An 18012-nucleotide genomic window follows, 5' to 3' on the forward strand; every position below is an offset into this window, starting at 1 on the left:
ATTTTGCGTGGTAGAAACGAAGCTTTGCAGGGCGGAATTCTGCTCACCATGCGAATTTTGCGTGGCGATAAAATCCTGCGTGGCGGAATTTTGCAAATTAGAAATATAAATTTTAGAGGCGGAATTTTCTCCGCTCGCAAAATGTTGCATCTTTATGGAATTTTGTTTTTCCGTAAAATTTGACGCCGAAGCGGAATTTTGCTCGTTTTTAAAATTTGAAGCGCCTGAATTTAACGCAAAAACAGGGTTTTGCGCGATCCGTCCGCCTAGATAGATGCGCTCGTTGAGCTTAAAAACGTGCGGACTGGTGTAGTGCCCGACGCTAAAGCCCGCTGCGGCTATCGCGTTAGCCAAAAACCGCCCAGTGCTGCCCTTGCCGTTGGTGCCGATGATCTGAATGACGTTTTTGAGCGGAATTTTATCTTTAATGGCGGCATACGCCCGCGGGAAGCGCTCGTAGTCGATTTTTTTGTAATAAATCGGACGATTTTGCAAAAATTCTTTAATGCTGCGCCCGCTCAAGTCTGAATCCCCTAATCGCAAGCGCCGAAATAAACTCGTCAAACGCCTGCGCAGAGGCATTTTCGATCGCTTTGTAGCGGTCCTTATCGCTAATGATCGAGCTCGTATCGTAGCTATTTTTGACTAGGCGGCTAACTTTAAAATCGTAATCGCCAACGCAATCCTTGCTGAAAACCTCGCCGTTTTTAAGCTTGGTGCTAAAATTTACGATGAGATTTGCGCGGTAGCTAGTGACGTAGCCGAACTGATCGTATGAAAGCTCGCTAAAGCTTAGGCTTTTTATGCTCGCTACTACAATCGTCTGCGCCGAGTTTTTATCCGCAAGGCTCATCCCTAGGCGCTGGACTATACCCTGCCTGATCGCATCTTTGATCGCGACAGTGTTTTGCGGATCGGTCTTGCTCATTATAACGTCCACAAATACGCTTCCACTCATCGTCTCTTTCGCGATCCTTGAAACGGGCTTGTAGCCGCAGCCGATTAAAAAAATCAAACAAAAAACGGTTAAAGCTTTTCTCATCTTCGCCTACTTTATCACCAAATTTACGAGCTTGTTTTTGACATAAATTTCTTTTACGACGCTCTTGCCCTCTAGCCATTTAGCGCAGTTCTGCTTCGCAAGGTTTAAAATTTCGCCCTCGCTTAGGCCTGCATCCGCTTCAAACTCGGCGCGTTTTTTGCCGTTAATCGTGACGGCAAGCTTGATCGTATCGCTCTCAAAGACCTCTTCGCAAACTCTCAGCTCGCCGAAATTCCGCCTCTTAAACAGCTTCTCGCTAAGCTCGGCGCAGATGTGCGGCACTATAGGCTCTAGCAGATTTAAGATCACGAAATATCCCTCGGTAAATACGTCTTTGTTGCTCTGCGTATTTAGCGCATTTAGCGCCTCCATACACGCGGCGATTAGGGTATTAAAAGCAAAACTGCTCTCATAAACCTGCTGTGATTTCTTAAGCGCCTCGTAAACTTTGAGGCGGGCGTATTTTTCCTCTTTATTTAAAGCGGCGTGGTCGATCTGTGGAATTTTATCCGTAGCATAAGCGTTTTCGGCGCGATCGTATAGGCGATTTAAAAATTTATACGCGCCCTCTACCGCGCTGTCGTTCCACTCAAGCTCCTTCTGCGGCGGTGCGGCAAAAAGTATAAAAAGTCTCGCTGTATCAGCGCCGTAGGTCTCGATAATGTCGTCCGGATCGACGGTGTTTCCTTTGCTTTTACTCATCTTTGCGCCATCTTTTAGCACCATGCCCTGAGTTAGCAGCCGCTCAAACGGCTCGCTATCGCGCAGATAGCCTATGTCGCGAAGAGCCTTTTGGAAAAATCTCGCATACAAAAGGTGCAAAATCGCGTGCTCGATGCCGCCGATATATTGATCGACGTTCATCCAGTAATTCACGCTTTTCTCGTCAAACGCCCGCTGCCGCCACGTCCGTTCGTCGCTTGCGTAGCGCGCGAAATACCATGAGCTTTCAAAAAATGTATCAAGCGTGTCGGTCTCGCGCATCGCGTCGCCGCCGCATTTAGGGCATTTGCAAAACTTCCAGCTAGGATGCGCGTCGAGCGGATTACCCTTGCCAGTGATCTTAATATTCTGCGGAAGCTCTACGGGCAGATTTGAAATTTCTTCGCTTACAAGCCCGCATTTTGAGCAGTGGATCATCGGGATCGGCGCGCCCCAGTAGCGCTGGCGGCTCACTCCCCAATCGCGCAGTTTAAAATTTACCACGCGACGTCCGAGCTTTAACTCCTCAAATTTTGAGATAACGGCGCTTTTTGCCTTCTCGCTATCCATGCCGCTAAATTCCGCGGAATTTACCAAAACTCCGCTCTCTACGTAAGCTTTGCTAGCGTCGTAATCGCCGCTTTTAGGAGCGATGCTTTGAATGATCGGCAGGTTAAATTTCTTCGCAAACTCGAAGTCTCTCTCATCATGCGCAGGCACAGCCATAACCGCGCCGCCGCCGTATTCTGCTAGGACGAAATTTGCGGTCCAAACGGGGATTTTTTTTCCGCTTAGCGGATGAAGCACGCTGATTCCGAGGCTCACGCCGTCTTTATCGCTTGCTTGGCGCTCGCGCGGGCTTTGATTTAAAATTTCTCTCACCTTCGCCGCAGCTTCGGCACCGAGTAAGCCTTCATCCAAAAGCCTCTTTACAACCTCATGCTCCGGCGCGACCGCCGCGTAGCTCATGCCGTAAATAGTATCGGGGCGCGTCGTAAAAACCTTAAAGCCCTCGATGTCGCCAAGCTTAGCGCTGCTTTGCTCGTCAAATTTAAAGCTAAATTCCAAACCTTCGCTGCGCCCGATCCAGTTTTCCTGCATCGTAAGCACCTGAGCGGGCCACTTGCCCTCAAGCTGCTTTAGGCAATCCAAAAGCTCCTGCGCGTAGGCGGTGATTTTTAGGTAGTAGCCAGGCATCTGCTTTTGCACGACCTCGTTGCCGCAACGCCAACACCTGCCCTCTTCGACCTGCTCGTTGGCAAGCACCGTCTGATCGTGCTCGCACCAATTGACCACGGCGCTTTTTCTGTAGATGAGCCCTTTTTCAAAAAGTTTGATGAAAAATTCCTGCTCCCAGCGCGTATAAAGCGGGTCGGAGGTAGCGAGCATGCGACGAGCCGAAAAGCTAAAGCCCAAGCGGTGCAGCTCATTTTTCATATAATCAATATTTTCGTAAGTCCAAGTTTTAGGGTGAATGCCGTGTTTGATCGCCGCATTTTCCGCAGGCATACCGAAGCTGTCAAAGCCGATCGGCTGAAGCACGTTGTATCCGCGCAGCCTATAATAGCGACTCAGCGCGTCGCCGATGCTGTAGTTTCGCACGTGCCCCATGTGGATGCGGCCGCTTGGGTAGGGAAACATCGAAAGGATATATTTTTTAGGCAGGCTGTAATCGTCCTTAGGCTCGAAAACTCCCTCTTCATCCCAAATTTTCTGCCATTTAAGCTCAATACTTTTACTATCGTAAGGCATTTTGCGCTCCTAGAATTCGTCTTTAGTTTTTGCCGACTCGATCGCTATTAAAATTAGCGAGAAAAAGTTTGCAAGTAGCGCGCCGATGGCAAGCGAGGTCACGATCGACAGATCTCCCGGCGCTACTACAATCAAAACGAACGCCGGTATGAGATGCAGATCCGCTACGAGCGAGCTTGCGAAAAGCTCAGCTGCGAGCATATTTCGCACGCCCACCTTTAAAAGCGTCGAGACTGCATTCACGCTGGTTGCTATGAAAAGTAAAATTTCATTCTTCTCATACAAAAACCCGCCTATCGTAGTCATACTCATAAGCGCAAAAAATATGTAAATTACCCTTCCCCAGTTCATCTTTTATCCTTACACCGTGCCTTTTTCATACATGGCGCGATTCTTTTCTTTCTCTTTGATACGGCGCTGTTTTTCGGCTAAAAACGCGCGGTATTTCTCGACATTAAATTTAAACAAAATCAGCATCGGAGCAGCTACAAATACAGAGCTGAAAGTTCCTGCTATGACGCCTATTAGCATCACGAAGCTAAAACCGTGGATCATCTCGCCGCCCCAAACGAATAAAATCACAATGACGATGAGAGTCGTAAGCGAAGTAAGCAACGTGCGCGATAGCGTATGAGAGATCGATTCGTTTATAACCTCATCAAGCTTAATCGATTTACTATCTTTTACACCTTCTCGAATTCTATCGAAAACAACGATGGTATCGTTAAGCGAGTAGCCCATTATAGTTAGAAGCGCAGCTAAAATTTCAAGGTTGAAATCCACGCCGGCTAAAATCATCGCACCTACGGCAACTACGACGTCGTGCAGATCCGATAATACGGCCGCAATCGCAAATCTCCATTCAAACCGCAGGGTGATATAAACCAAAATGAGCGCAAACGACACACATACCGCTAAAATTCCGTTTGTGCGAAGCTCCTCGCCGACTTTAGGACCTACGATATCGACCTTGCGAATGTCGAAGTTTCCACTACCTTGTAAAATTTTTTGCGCCGCTAAGGCGGGATTATCGCCCAGTTCACTCGCAGCGCCTGAATATCTAATCGTAACTTCTTGATCGCTACCGAATTCCGTAACGTTGATATTGCCTAAATTTGCCGCCTCGAAGCGTTTTCTGATCTCATCAAGCGGTGCTTTAGCGTCGTATTTAACCTGAATGAGTGTACCGCCGCTAAAATCGATGCCATAATTAATGCCCTTAATGAAAAACAGCGCAATAGAGCCTATTATCAAAACTGCAGAAAGCGCAAAGGTAAAATATCTAAATTTCATAAAATCATAAATTTTGCCCTTATCAAACACTTGCATTTGCGCCTCCTCTTACTTTATAACCGAGCCAAAGCGCGGTATTTTTACTCTTTTCCATCTTATCCATTACTAACTCAAACATTCCGTGAGTGCCTAAAATAGCCGTTATCATCGACGCTACGATACCGATGCTCATCGTGACGGCAAAGCCCTTCACCGGGCCCGTGCCGTAGGCATATAGCGCGGCGGAGGTGATCAGCGTCGTGATATTTGAATCCACGATCGCGCTCATCGCGTTTTCATAGCCTTTATTTATGCTTTGGCGGATTGAAACTCCCGTCCTTAGCACCTCTCTAACGCGCTCATTAATGATGACATTCGCATCCACAGCCATTCCGATAGTTAGCACGATTCCCGCCATTCCAGGAAGCGTCAAAGTAGCGCCGAATAGCGCCATACAAGCGATCAAAAACAAGATATTCACCACAAGCGCGATATCGGCAAAAAGTCCCGCTACGCCGTAGTATAAAATCATAAAGATCAAAATCGCAACCGCTGCAAGACTAAGCGCCGCCATACTCTTATCGATGCTATCTTGTCCTAGGCTAGGGCCGATGCTGCGTGTCTCTGAGACTTTAATAGGAGCCAAAAGCGCACCGCTTCTAAGCGCAATCGCTACGTCGTGCGCCTCCTCGACGCTAAATCCGCCGCTGATCTGACCGCTGCCGCCGCCGATACGCTCGTTAATGCGCGGCGCGGAGTAAACCTTGCCATCAAGCACGATAGCTAGACGCTTACCGACGTTTTTGCCGGTAAAATCGCCAAAAATTTGAGCGCCTTGAGAGTTCAGCGTAAAATTTATAATCGGCTGGTTGGTGTGCTGATCGAAGGCAACCTTCGCATCGACCAGCATCGCGCCGTCTAAAACCGGAATTTCGTTTATGAGATACTTGTAATTCGGATTTTTAACGTCCGGGTAGATCACGTCGCCGTAAGCTCTGGCATCCGCTGCGCTGATAGTCTGCGCGCGGTCTTGGCGCACATCGTCCACTGCCATAAGCTGCAAGTGAGCCGCTTTGGCAATCAGATCTTTGGCGCGTTGCTCATCCGCTGCACTTTTGACGCCCGGAAGCTCAACCAAAATATAGCTCTCGCCCTGCTTTGCTACCGTAGGCTCCGCAAGTCCGAATTGATCCAAGCGGTTTCGGATAGTTTCTACGGCCTGTTCAATCGCGTATTTTTTAGTCGCTTCGACCTCCTCGGGCGTTAGTGTGACGCGGTATTTTTCGCCCGATTTTTGAATGTCTAATCCGCTTGCGGCGCTATGCAAAATCGCATCAAATTTAGAAGCCTCGTCTGCGTCTAAAATTTCAAATTCAAACGAATCGCCTTCCAATTTTAGCCCGTCCATCAACAGATCGTCGCGCTTGGCGGCGTAATTGACGCTAGCGGCGATCGATTTGATCTTCGAAACGACCGCCTCGTCGCTTTGAACTTCCAAAAGCATATGCAGGCCGCCTTGCAGATCTAGACCCAAGTTTATCTTGCTTCCCTTTTCGGTCTGAAAGATCGAAGGCGCGGCAAAAATCACCGAAAAAATAACCGCAGCCAAAAAGATCAGCAGGCGGTATGAAATTTTACTGCTCATCTAATTTTCTTGCCACGAATTGTTTATCTAGCTCGACCATGACCTCATCGTTAAGCTTAACTGTGATAAAATCATTGTTTGTTTTCACGACCGTGCATTTTATGCCACCGCTAGTTATGATCTTATCGCCTTTGCCGAGCGCATCGACCATCGCTTTATGATCCTTGGCCTGCTTTTGCTGCGGTCTGATAATCAAAAAATACATAATCGCAAAGATTACGACGATAGGTAGGATTGATGCAAAGAAGTTTCCTTGTTCCATGTGTTTCCTTCATTAGAAATTTAAAAAGTAGCTATTTTACATTAAGTTACATAAATAAAGGCTTTGTTCTTGCCCTTGCGCTTTCAAATTTTATTTTCGTAGAAATTTTAAGCTCTAAATTTGACGGCTTGGCTGCTTTGGCGGCGGAATTTTTCTCGCCTCTAATTGCGATAGCGGCACTTTTTTATCTGCTAAAAGCAAGCAAGGCGGAGTGGTTTTGGTGCGGATTTTTTATCGGCGCGCTATGGATGCACTGGATCAGCTTCAGCCTGATCTATTTCGATCTTGCATTTTTGATCCCGCTTGAAATTCTTGGAATTTGCCTCGTTTACGCCTTTATTTTCCGCATCTTTGCGATCTTTGACGCGCCGGTTTTGCGCGCTGCGTGCCTTTTGATTCTAAAATTTATTCACCCTTTCGGCTTTGATTGGCTAAATTTTGAACTACTGCTAAGCCATGGAATTTTTAGAGCCGATCTTAGCGCGCTGGCTCTGATTTTAGCGGGACTTTGCGCGGTTTTGTATCTACGTGGGCGCGGCGCCCGGGCTAAGCTTAACGCCGCGATCTTTGCGGTATTTTTGATCTGCGCGCTGCAATTCAGCCAAAAAGAGCCCGAACCGCTACCGATTAAAATTTTACTTGCAAATACCGATATTTCGCAGCATGACATCTGGGCGAAGGATAAAATTTTATCCGCTGCATTGGCAAATTTAGCCAGGATTGATGATGCGATCGCAGCGGGACAGGACGCGATAATTTTGCCCGAGAGCGCCTTTGCGATGCCGCTAAATTTAGAAAACGTGCTAGTTGAAGCCCTAAAGGAAAAATCGCGCGCAATTACTATCGTAGCGGGCGCGGAAGCGTATGAGGACGGGAAATTTTACAACAGCGCCTATCTTTTTGCGAACGGAGAAATGAAGCGCTTCGATAAGCACATTTTGGTACCGTTTGGCGAAATGGTGCCGCTGCCGGAATTTGCGCGAAATTTCATCAACCGCGTGCTGTTAGGCGGCGCGACCGATTTTTCGACGGCTAGCGGTTTTAGCGACTACGAGCTTGGCGGCAAGAGCGTAAGAAGCGCCGTTTGCTACGAGGCTACGCGCGCAGAGCTTTACGAGGGCTCGCCCAAATATGTCGTAGCGATCAGCAATAACGGCTGGTTCGTGCCGAGCTACGAGCCATATTTGCAGCGCCTCATAATCCGCTACTACGCGAGCTTGCACGGCACGCTGATCTATCACGCCGTAAACGGTAGCGCTAGCGAGATAATCGCTCCGAAAAAGATCTGGATAAACCGCCTTAAAGATCATCTAAAATAGCCTAAAAAGTTATTTTTAAACGACTTTTGGATAATATTTTAAAATTTTATTAGGAGCTAAATTTATGGCTAAATACAATCGCATACTCGTAAAATTTTCGGGTGAAGCGCTAGCGGGAGAGAACGGCTTTGGGATCGACAGCGAAATTTTAAAATTTATCGCTAAAGAGATCAAGCAGCTCGTAGAGGGCGGCATCGAAGTAGGCATCGTAATCGGCGGCGGCAACATCATAAGAGGCGTAAGCGCCGCGGCTAGCGGTATCATCAAACGCACCAGTGGCGATCATATGGGCATGCTAGCCACCGTCATAAACGCAATCGCGATGAGAGAAGCGCTAGAATACGCAGGTATGGATGTGCGCGTGCAAAGCGCGATAAAGATGGAAGCGATCTGCGAGACCTTCATTATCGGCCGCGCCAAAAGGCACCTCGAAAAAGGGCGCGTCGTGATCTTTGCCGCAGGCACGGGAAATCCGTTCTTCACGACCGATACCGCGGGTACGCTCCGCGCTATCGAGATCGGAGCCGACGCCATCATCAAAGCCACCAAGGTAATGGGGATCTACGACAAAGATCCGCAAAAATTTAAAGACGCCAAATTGCTTTCCAAAGTCACTTACGATCAAGCCCTGCACGACAACATCAGGGTGATGGATGATACGGCTATCGCGCTTGCTAAAGACAATGCGCTTCCGATCATCGTGTGCAATATGTTTAAGAGCGGAAATTTATACAAAATCGTCGATGGCGGAGATCTAAGCTCCTGCTCGATCGTAAAAAACTGAAATTTTAAATTTAAGGAGAATTGATGAGAACCGAACAAATTGTAGCCAAAGCGTTAAAAGTAACCGGCGGAGACCGATATAAGCTATCTTTGATGATAAGCAAACGCGCCGAGCAGCTAGCTGCGGGCGAACCGCCGCTGATAGAGAATGTAGATACTCGCAAGATGAAATTTGCCGATATAGCAATCTTGGAACTAGCCGAAGGTAAGATCGCATTAGATGGAATCGTTGACAAGGATTAATGATAACTTCTTAGAAAGTCTCATCGACGATGTCGTCGATACCAAAGACATTCAAAGCGCCAAGCAGCTGCTTTATAATCTAAAAGAGCCCACTCCGCTGCTAGTGGATGCTATAAATTTATGCATCGCGCAGCACGACGGGCAGTTTCGCAAAAGCGGCGAGCCGTATGCGATCCATCCGATTTTGGTAGCCTGCTTCGTATCTTTTATGGGTGGAGACGACGCAATGGTAATATCTGCGCTACTACACGACGTAGTAGAGGATACAGATTACAGCATCGAGCAGGTTAGACAAAGATTCGGTGACGAAGTAGCCAAAATCGTAGAAGGGCTTACTAAAATCGTAAACATCAGAGAGGATAAATTAGCCCCATCCAGCGATAGTAACGCCAAGCTACGCTCCACCGCGCTTACCTTCCGCAGGATGCTAATGATCTCCATTAATGATCAGCGCGTTTTGGTAGTCAAGCTCTGCGATAGGCTGCACAATATGCTAACCCTAGACGCGCTTCGCCCCGATAAACAAAAACGTATCGGCGAGGAGACGCTTTTGGTTTACGCGCCGATCGCGCACAGGCTTGGAATTTCATCGATCAAAAACGTGCTTGAAGATCTTAGCTTCAAATACGTCATGCCTAAAGAGTATTCTGCGATCGCCGATTACGTCGAGGAACACAAGCAGCAGCTTCAGATGAGCTTGAGCAAATTTAGCGAAAAAATCAAGGAGTATATGCTTTCAAACGGCTTTAGCGAGGGCAGCTTTGAGATCCAAAAGCGAATGAAACACTACTACTCGATCTTTTTAAAGATGCAGCGCAAAGGAATTTCGATCGAGGAGGTGCTCGATCTTTTGGCTATCCGCATCATCGTGCAAAAGCCGATGGATTGCTACTTGGCTCTGGGTATAATCCATACTAAATTTAACCCGCTGATCTCGCGCTTTAAAGATTATATCGCGCTGCCAAAGCAAAACGGATATCAGACGATCCACACGACCGTCTTTAACGAAAGTATGATCGTAGAGGTGCAGATCCGCACTTTCGATATGCACAACACCGCGGAATTCGGCGTCGCTGCGCACTGGAAGTATAAATATAGCGGCTCGATCAATCCGAAGCTCGATTGGCTAAACGACATCGGCATGCAGGAAGAGGACGACGCCAACGCCGAGGATCTTTACGAATACGCTAAAGACAGCCTCTACGTCGAGGATATCGCCGTGTATTCTCCCAAGGGCGGAATTTTTACATTGCCACGAGGCGCCACGGCGCTTGATTACGCCTACGAGATACACTCTCAAGTGGGTTTAAAAGCGACCGAGGCCTTTATAAACCGCGTCAAAGTGCCGCTGCTAACGGAGCTTAAAAACGGAGATATCGTTCATATCATCACCGGAAGCGAGCCACACTACCGCTGCAGCTGGCTAAGCTCGGTCAAAACGGGCAAGGCGCGCGCGACGATAAAGGCGTTTTGTAAACAAAAGATCAGAGATATAAATTTTGAAGTAGCGATTAAAATTTTATGCGCGATCTTTACGACGAGTAAGGAGAGCATTCTAAGCTGGCTTGAAAAAGAAAATTTAAGCAAAAAGATCGGCAAAGCTGCCTATGACTCGGTATTTTTAAAAGACGTCGTAAACGCGCTGAAAAAATACCCGCTCAAAGAGAAATTTTTCAATATGAAATTTCGCAGCAAGTATGAGATTGAGAAGCAAAAATTTGACAACATCGTGGTGTATTCAAATTTTAAAATCGACGAGGTTGAGTTTGATTACTGCTGCAACCCAAAGCGTGGCGACGACATCATCGGCTTTCGCAACGGACACGGCGTGACGGTGCATCATAAGCTGTGCGAACGTGCAAGCGAGCTAATCAAAACCGATGAGATGATCTTCGTAAAATGGACGCGCAATGCGCCGCACCGCTACAAGATCATATTAAATTTAGAAAACAAGCGCGGCTCGCTGGCGACGTTTTTGAACTATTTAGTCAAGCTTGAGGTCGATCTGGTGTCGATAAGCCTCAACGAAAATAGCGAAACAACGTCGGATTATTTTGAGATCATCATCGAGCTAAACGAAAATTTAGACTCCACGGAGATTAAAGACAAACTCAAAAACCGCTTTAAAATCGTGGATTTCGTATCGCTTACGGACGTATATAAAAACTAAATAAGGGAGAGCAAATGGCTGACATTCAAGGCATTATGGAAAATTTTAAGCGCGGTGTCGCGGAGATCATCGGCGAAGAACAGATCGAGGCACTGATTAGGCGCTATTACGACAGCGGCGAGGTCTTTTACGTCAAAATCGGCATGGACCCCACTGCTGCGGATCTGCACCTAGGGCACACCGTCGTTTTGAATAAGCTTGCGTTTTTACAAAACCACGGCGCGATCGTGCAGTTTCTAATCGGCGATTTTACCGCTCAAATCGGAGATCCTACGGGCAAGAGCGAGACTCGCAAAAAACTAGCGCGCGAAGTTGTGCTTCAAAACGCCAAAACCTACGAGCAGCAGGTCTTTAAAATTTTAAATCCCGCAAAAACTAAGGTAATGTTTAATTCCGAATGGACCAACCGCCTGGGTGCTAGCGGTATGATCGAGCTATCAAGCACTTTTAATGTTGCCCGGATGCTCGAGCGCGACGACTTCGAGAAGCGCTACAAGGCAGAGCAGCCGATCAGCATCAGCGAGTTTATGTATCCGCTACTGCAAGGATACGACAGCGTTTGCATGAAATGCGATATAGAATTTGGCGGTACCGATCAGAAATTTAATCTTTTAATGGGTCGCCAGCTGCAAAGAATTTATGATGTCGGCAAGGAGCAAAGCGTCGTGATGATGCCGCTTTTGGTAGGCACCGACGGTACGAATAAAATGAGCAAGAGCTTAGGCAACTACATCGGCGTAACCGATACGCCTCATGATATGTACGGCAAGGTGATGAGTATCAGCGATGCGTTAATGTGGGATTGGTATAATCTGCTAAGCCAAAAAAGTAGCGAAGATATTGAGCTAATAAAAGGCTTCGTGGCGGATGGCTCGATCCATCCTAAGGCGGTTAAGGAGGAGCTTGCCTCCGAGATCGTAACGCAATTTTATGACGAAAATACCGCCTTTGAGGCCAAGCAGGAATTTGACCGCGTCCACGGTGCTGGCGAGCTCCCTAGCGAGATCAAGGAATATCACGTAAGCTCGCCTGCATGGATAGTAAAGGCGTTAATTAGCTGCAAGCTCGCAGTATCCAGCTCGGATGCGCGCAGGCTAATAAAATCAAACGCCGTCAGTATCGATCAAAATAAAATTTTAGATGAGCAGCTTCAGCTTAGCTCGGGCGAATACACTCTTCAAGTAGGGAAGAAAAAATTCGCTAAATTAAAGGTAGATTAATGAGTATAAAGATAGGCAAACACGAGATTGCACACCCGATAATTCAAGGCGGCATGGGACTTGGTATCAGCTGGGACAAGCTAGCCGGCAATGTCAGCCTAAACGGCTGTCTAGGCGTCATTAGCTCGGTCGGCACCGGTTACTACGAAAATCTTAAATTTGCCAAAAAATCGCTCGATGGCAGACCCTATCAAAGCGAGAATTTTTATAGCAAAGAGGCGCTTTTTACAATCGTACAAAACGCCCGTAAAATTTGCGGCGATGCGCCTTTGGGGATGAACGTAATGTGCGCGGCGAACGACTACGAACGCATCGTGCGCGACACGTGCGAGGCGGGTATCGACATCATCATAAGCGGCGCCGGGCTTCCTACCAATCTGCCGGAATTTACGGCCGATTTTCCGGACGTCGCGCTCGTACCCATCGTCTCCTCAGCTAAAGCTCTTAAGATCATCGCCAAGCGCTGGAAGCAGCGCTACGACAGAATTCCCGACGCCGTAGTGCTCGAAGGCCCTCTTAGCGGCGGACATCAGGGCTTTACCTACGAGCAGTGCGGCGATCCGGCGTTTGCGCTAGATAATCTAATCCCGCAAGTAAAAGCAGAAATCTCGCAATGGGGCAACTTCCCGCTCTTTGCCGCAGGCGGAATTTGGGATAAGAGCGACATCGAACGCGTGAAATCTTTGGGCGCGGATGGCGTGCAGATGGGTACGCGCTTCATCGGCACCTTTGAATGCGACGCCGCAGAGGAATTTAAGCAAGTACTTCTTAACGCCAAAAAAGAGGACATCCGGCTTCTAAAATCGCCCGTAGGCTATCCCGCGCGCGGCATTCATACTAATCTGCAAGATATGATCGCCGCAGGCACGGCGCCTAAGATCCGCTGTATCAGCAACTGCGTAAGCCCTTGCGAGCGCGGCAAAGGCGCTAATGCCGTAGGATACTGCATCGCCGACCGCCTAAGGGACGCGTATCTGGGTAAAACGCAAAGCGGTCTGTTTTTTACCGGTGCGAACGGATGGCGATTAAACGAGATAATATCCGTGAAGGAATTGATAGAAAAACTTATAAATGGCGAAGATAGTTAAAATTTTTCTAATCGCAGCTTTTAGCTGCGTATTGGCGTTTGGAGCTTCGAGCGAGGCGTTTTTTGCGAAATTCGACAAGGATTTCATCGTAGCGACGCCGAATTACAAGCGCTCGCTGCACAAGGAGCTAAAATCGCTCTACCAAGGCGCGTCCGATAAAGAGGTCCGCATCAAAGCGCTAAAGAGGCTGGTTTACAGCTCGAAAAATTTAGGGCTTGACTCCTCGCCCTACGAAAAGGAGCTCGCGCGCCTAAATACAAAGAGCGCGGATAAAACAAAGTCCAAAAGCTCTAGCGACGAGAGCAAACAAAGCTCAAACTCCGCCGAAAAGAAAAGCTCGAAAAATTCCAAAAAAGCAAGCTCTGCTAGCAGCGAGGATTCCCAAGCTTCGGGCAGCTCCAAAACAAAGTCCGCGAAAAGCGAGGGAAGCTTCAAAGCGGAAAATTCCAAAAACTCTTCAAATTTAGCGGATAAAACCCCAAAGGCTTCAGCCTCGGAAAATTCTAAAAGCTCTGCCTCCAAAAACTCCTCCGCCAAAAAAATGCAAGCTGCAAAAAACGCCGATCTAAGCTCGCTTTCTAAAGAGGATTTGGAATTTCTACGCTCGACTAGACCGATCGGCGCGGACGAGGTCGTGGACGCCCAAGAGGACGATGGCGGCGAGGACGCGACCGCGGAAAACGAGGATGATGAGGAAGCTGCGGATCAAAGCAGCGAGCTTAGAAAAAGCAGCGTCAAAAAAGCGGATAAAAACGCCAAGCTTGCGTTAAATTCTCTGCGCGGCGATAAAAACGAGATCGTGCTTGAGTTTAACCGCGATCTAAAGCGCGGCGATTATAAAGATTTTACGATCGCGAGTAGTGATAATTTTCGCTTCGTGATTGATTTTAGCGCGCGGCAAAAGTCACAAAAAACGCGGCTTAAAGATAGCTTTGTTAGCGATGTACGCGTCTCGCAATACAACGATAAGACCGTGCGCATCGTACTTAGCGATCCGAAAGAATTCAATGCAAACGTTGAAATTGGCGGCAATATGATGATTTTAAGTACGGCTGAAGGCTTAAAAGCCGCAAAATCCGCGCGCACAAAAAAAAACAAGGATCAAAAATCAGGGCGCAAGCGCGGACGCGAGCAAGATAGCGAGCCGCAAATCAGCACGATAGATGATGCGCAAGGTGCCAAAACCGCGTCCGTAGCCGTCGGTAAAATTTACAAATCGACCAAGGGTAAGCTCATCGTAATCGATCCGGGTCACGGCGGTAGCGATTCGGGCGCGGTCGGAAACGGGCTGAAGGAAAAAAATGTCGTGCTGGCCACATCCAAAAAGCTTGGCGCGCTGCTTACCAAGCGCGGATACAAGGTGCTTTATACGCGCAGCACCGACGTGTTTATAAATTTAAGGTCGCGCACCGCTTTCGCCGCTAAAAAAAACGCCGATATGTTTATTTCGATCCACGCAAATGCCGCTCCTAACGCCAGCGCGGCATCCAAAATGAGCGGCGTGGAGACCTTTTTCTTAAGCCCGGCTAGAAGCGAGCGCAGCAAAAACGCCGCCGCGCTCGAAAACAGGGGCGATTTGGAGGATATGAATACCTTCTCGAAGCAGACCTTCCTAAATTTCTTAAACCGCGAGAAGATAATCTCCTCAAACAAGCTTGCCATCGATATTCAAAGCTATATGCTAAGCTCGGTCAAAAAGAGCTTCTCAAGCAGAGACGGAGGCGTGCGCGAGGCGCCATTTTGGGTGCTGGTGGGCGCTACGATGCCCGCGGTGCTCGTGGAGATGGGCTACATCACGCACCCGCAGGAGGGTAAAAATTTAGGCAAAAACGCCTATCAAGATCGCATTGCCCAAGGCATCGCAAACGGCGTGGACGCGTACTTTCAGAAAAACAAGTGATGAAATTTTACGCGCCGCACATTTTTGCAAGTGGGATAAAATTTTATTTCGACGCGAGATCTGCCCCGCAGATAAATTTTAGCTGGCGCGATAGCTCTTGCGGATAAACAGAGCACAGAGGCGGTAAATTTAAAAATTTAAAGCCCGCCGCGCTAAATTTAAAACAAAACGTGCGGCGTTTGCATGCAAAATCCGCCCGCATGCCAAATATTTACTACGGGCGGTAAATGTTACGGAGCGTCTTGCGGCGCCACGAGCTAGGGATATATACAGCTTAGGCGCGGAATTTTAACGCGGCTCGGCATAAAATTTTAAAGCACGGACTTGGCGCTGCTCTACGCAGCAGAGTGCGGCTGGCAGTAAAATTTACCGACGAAATTGCATTTAAGCCGCGCGAAAATAGCGATTTGGTCGCGCTAACGCAAGTCGTGTTTCAAACCGCGTCCGCGCAATTAGGATTGCGCTTTAAGTTATGAGCGTGTATATTGCGCCAGTCGCGCTTAAAACAGCACGGTCGCGCCCTAAAATTTCACGCTATGTCCGCAGGACGCGCGATATTTGCGTAATGCTGCGAACGCGGCAGTTACAGCGTGCCAATGCCTGCGCTGTATATGCATTAAAGGCGCGGCTGAATCGTAAATTTAAAGATAAATTTAAAAGGTCCAAAATGAAAAAAATCGTATTTTTGATCCTGCTTTTCGCAGCCGTTGCGCTCGCGCTTTACATCACTTCGCGCGTCAATCCGAGCCTTTTTGCCGAAATCAAAGTCCTAGGCGCGCTGCTAAACGCCACGATCTTCGGCGTCGCGCTCATCGCCTTAGCGATCGGCGAAAAGGAGCTCGTGCGCTTTCCGTTTCTTACAGCCTCTCTGCTGGCGCTGTTTTCGGGACTGGTAGAGGGCGTGCTGCTCTTTGAAAACCGCTACTACATCGTGATCACGGCGGTAGCGTTCGTCGCCTTCGTCTTTTATCTGCAGATCAGGCACAAAAGATTTTCAAATAAAATTTATAAAAATTATGCAGAGGAAAGCTCTAAAGATTTAGATGAGGGCGTAAATTTAAAAGACGAGGGTTTCGGCGGCGCAAAAGATGCGCAGGAGCCGCAGAGCAAAAGCGGTGCAGCGGATGAAATTTTAAACTTTAAAAGCGGCGGCGAAATTTTAAATTCTCAAAGCGAGGATGAAATTTTAAATTCTAGTGGCGATCTCGGTGAAAATTCCGCGCATCGCACCTATGAAAATTCCGACGAAAATTTTAAAATTCCAAATGAAGGCGCGGGTGAAGGCGGCGCGGGCGAAAATTCCGCGCAAAATTTCAATCAAGGCGCTGAAAATTCCGCGCCCGACGCAAGGCGCGATAGATGATCAGATCCGCGCTCATCGCGCTTGCGGTGATATTTTTGCTGCTTTTAAATTTAGCCAATCTCTTCGGCATGACACGCATAAGCGGGCCGGTGCCTGCGATGATCTGGTTTGCGATCAGCTTCTGCGGGGCTTTTTACCTATACAAATTTTGCGGCGCAAAGCCAGTCGCGGCGCGGATCGGGATCTTTGCCGTAGCCTTCGTGGGCGGATTTTTCACGAGCGTTTTGTACTACGGATTTTTTAATTCGCAAACTTTGGAATTTGCCTTTACATACGCCTTTTTCGCGGTGGTTTTTACGCTCGGCATCGGCGTGATTTTGTAGCGAGCTTTAAATTTAGCCCGCTGCTTCAAATTTCACCGCCGAGGCTCAAAATAAACTCGCGCAATTTTGTAGAATTTCAAAATTTACCCGTGCGAGCACCAAATTTACATCCTTATCTTGTAGGTCTTGTAGTTATCTTTCATCCTAAACGTCAGTAAATTTTGCAAAATTCCAAAGAGGATCATAAAGGTGATGAAGCTGCTGCCGCCGTAGCTGAAAAACGGCAGCGGCACGCCTACGACGGGCGCGAAACCCACCACCATCGAGATATTAACGCCCGTGTAGATGAAAATGAGCGAGGCAAGCGCGCTCGTAAAGACCCGTATCAGATAATCGCTTTTGAAATCGTAGTTCAGGCTCAGCAGATGCAGTATCAGCAGCGCATACAACGCAATCAGCGCGGCAGCCCCCACGAAGCCGAAGCGCTCGATCGTATAAGCGAAGATAAAATCGCTCGTCGCAATCGGCAAGAATTTAAAGTGCGTCTGCGTCGCCTCGTCTCTATCTTTGCCGTAGATGCCGCCGTTTCCGATAGCGATGATCGCCTGCTTGACCTGGTAATTGGGCTCCTCGCTGATGAAATCGGCGATGCGCTTTTTTTGATAATCGTGCATGTTTTCGTACAAAATCGGCGAGCTGGCCACAAAAACGATGATCAGCGTAAGCCAAATTTTTTTATCCACGCCGATGATAAAAAGGATCGCGAATCCGGTCAAAAAAAGTATCGCAGCGGTACCTAGATCGGGCTCTTTCGCGATCAAAACGAAAGGTAGAAGTATGTAAAAGCTAAGGCGCAAAAAATCCTTCAGCCCGTAGCCGTTTTTCGGCGGCGGATTTTTGTGTATCAGATACATCAGCATCAGGATAAACGCGGGCTTCATCACCTCGCTGGGCTGCAGCGTAAAATGCACGAAAGGAATCTCCAGCC

At 48.1% G+C, this 18012-nt stretch carries 16 protein-coding genes and 1 pseudogene; 9 read left to right on the forward strand and 8 right to left on the reverse strand.

Annotation, left to right across the window (positions count from 1 at the left end):
- The 7 genes and pseudogenes from Q0620_RS02380 to yajC all read right to left on the reverse strand — a co-directional run.
- Nucleotides 1-522: pseudogene (locus Q0620_RS02380) on the reverse strand (bifunctional folylpolyglutamate synthase/dihydrofolate synthase); the annotation flags it as partial.
- Nucleotides 503-1042, reverse strand: a complete 540-nt coding sequence (gene lptE / locus Q0620_RS02385) for an LPS assembly lipoprotein LptE (RefSeq protein WP_298783063.1) — start codon at nucleotides 1040-1042, stop codon at nucleotides 503-505. The pseudogene Q0620_RS02380 and the gene lptE, both read right to left, overlap by 20 nt.
- Nucleotides 1043-1048: 6 nt before the next feature.
- A complete protein-coding gene (gene leuS / locus Q0620_RS02390; RefSeq protein WP_298783064.1) occupies nucleotides 1049-3496 on the reverse strand; it encodes a leucine--tRNA ligase in 2448 nt (815 codons plus the stop codon).
- A gap of 9 nt (nucleotides 3497-3505) precedes the next feature.
- Entirely contained in the window at nucleotides 3506-3847 is a 342-nt protein-coding gene (locus Q0620_RS02395; protein ID WP_005872279.1) for a DUF6394 family protein, read from the reverse strand.
- A gap of 9 nt (nucleotides 3848-3856) precedes the next feature.
- A complete protein-coding gene (gene secF / locus Q0620_RS02400; RefSeq protein ID WP_291935970.1) occupies nucleotides 3857-4825 on the reverse strand; it encodes a protein translocase subunit SecF in 969 nt (322 codons plus the stop codon).
- Entirely contained in the window at nucleotides 4812-6413 is a 1602-nt protein-coding gene (gene secD, locus Q0620_RS02405; protein ID WP_298783065.1) for a protein translocase subunit SecD, read from the reverse strand. The genes secF and secD overlap by 14 nt, the downstream gene beginning before the upstream one ends.
- Nucleotides 6403-6675: a preprotein translocase subunit YajC gene (gene yajC / locus Q0620_RS02410; protein ID WP_005872282.1), complete on the reverse strand. Its 273-nt coding sequence runs from the start codon at nucleotides 6673-6675 to the stop codon at nucleotides 6403-6405. Before yajC ends, secD begins: the two co-directional genes overlap by 11 nt.
- Here yajC and Q0620_RS02415 point away from each other — a divergent pair.
- The 9 genes from Q0620_RS02415 (at nucleotide 6651) to Q0620_RS02455 (ending at nucleotide 17084) form a co-directional block, all read left to right on the forward strand.
- Nucleotides 6651-7994: an apolipoprotein N-acyltransferase gene (locus tag Q0620_RS02415; protein WP_298783066.1), complete on the forward strand. Its 1344-nt coding sequence runs from the start codon at nucleotides 6651-6653 to the stop codon at nucleotides 7992-7994. The two genes, yajC and Q0620_RS02415, sit on opposite strands and share 25 nt — an antisense overlap.
- 64 nt (nucleotides 7995-8058) lie before the next feature.
- Entirely contained in the window at nucleotides 8059-8778 is a 720-nt protein-coding gene (gene pyrH, locus Q0620_RS02420) for a UMP kinase (RefSeq protein ID WP_005872284.1), read from the forward strand.
- A gap of 23 nt (nucleotides 8779-8801) precedes the next feature.
- Nucleotides 8802-9020, forward strand: a complete 219-nt coding sequence (locus Q0620_RS02425; RefSeq protein WP_177389340.1) for a DNA-directed RNA polymerase subunit omega — start codon at nucleotides 8802-8804, stop codon at nucleotides 9018-9020.
- Nucleotides 8998-11190 carry a RelA/SpoT family protein gene (locus tag Q0620_RS02430; protein WP_298783067.1) on the forward strand — a complete coding sequence of 731 codons (2193 nt, stop codon included), beginning with the start codon at nucleotides 8998-9000 and terminating at the stop codon, nucleotides 11188-11190. Before Q0620_RS02425 ends, Q0620_RS02430 begins: the two co-directional genes overlap by 23 nt.
- Before the next feature lie 14 nt (nucleotides 11191-11204).
- A complete protein-coding gene (gene tyrS, locus Q0620_RS02435) occupies nucleotides 11205-12410 on the forward strand; it encodes a tyrosine--tRNA ligase (RefSeq protein WP_298783068.1) in 1206 nt (401 codons plus the stop codon).
- On the forward strand, nucleotides 12410-13498 hold the full coding sequence (locus Q0620_RS02440; RefSeq protein WP_298783069.1) for a nitronate monooxygenase: 1089 nt from the start codon (nucleotides 12410-12412) through the stop codon (nucleotides 13496-13498). Before tyrS ends, Q0620_RS02440 begins: the two co-directional genes overlap by 1 nt.
- Entirely contained in the window at nucleotides 13482-15398 is a 1917-nt protein-coding gene (locus Q0620_RS02445; RefSeq protein WP_298783070.1) for an N-acetylmuramoyl-L-alanine amidase, read from the forward strand. The genes Q0620_RS02440 and Q0620_RS02445 overlap by 17 nt, the downstream gene beginning before the upstream one ends.
- Nucleotides 15399-16065: 667 nt before the next feature.
- Nucleotides 16066-16761, forward strand: coding sequence for a hypothetical protein (locus tag Q0620_RS02450; protein ID WP_298783071.1), 696 nt, complete (start codon nucleotides 16066-16068; stop codon nucleotides 16759-16761).
- Nucleotides 16758-17084 (forward strand): hypothetical protein, encoded by a 327-nt coding sequence (locus tag Q0620_RS02455; protein WP_298783072.1) that lies wholly within the window; start codon nucleotides 16758-16760, stop codon nucleotides 17082-17084. The genes Q0620_RS02450 and Q0620_RS02455 overlap by 4 nt, the downstream gene beginning before the upstream one ends.
- Before the next feature lie 104 nt (nucleotides 17085-17188).
- On the opposite strand, the gene Q0620_RS02460 is transcribed toward Q0620_RS02455, so the two are convergent.
- Nucleotides 17189-18012 (reverse strand): FtsW/RodA/SpoVE family cell cycle protein (locus tag Q0620_RS02460; RefSeq protein WP_298783073.1); only part of this gene is annotated, 824 nt, incomplete at its 5' end.

Origin of the sequence: uncultured Campylobacter sp., assembly GCF_938017615.1 — a bacterium.
In the GTDB taxonomy this organism is placed as follows: Bacteria; Campylobacterota; Campylobacteria; order Campylobacterales; family Campylobacteraceae; genus Campylobacter_B.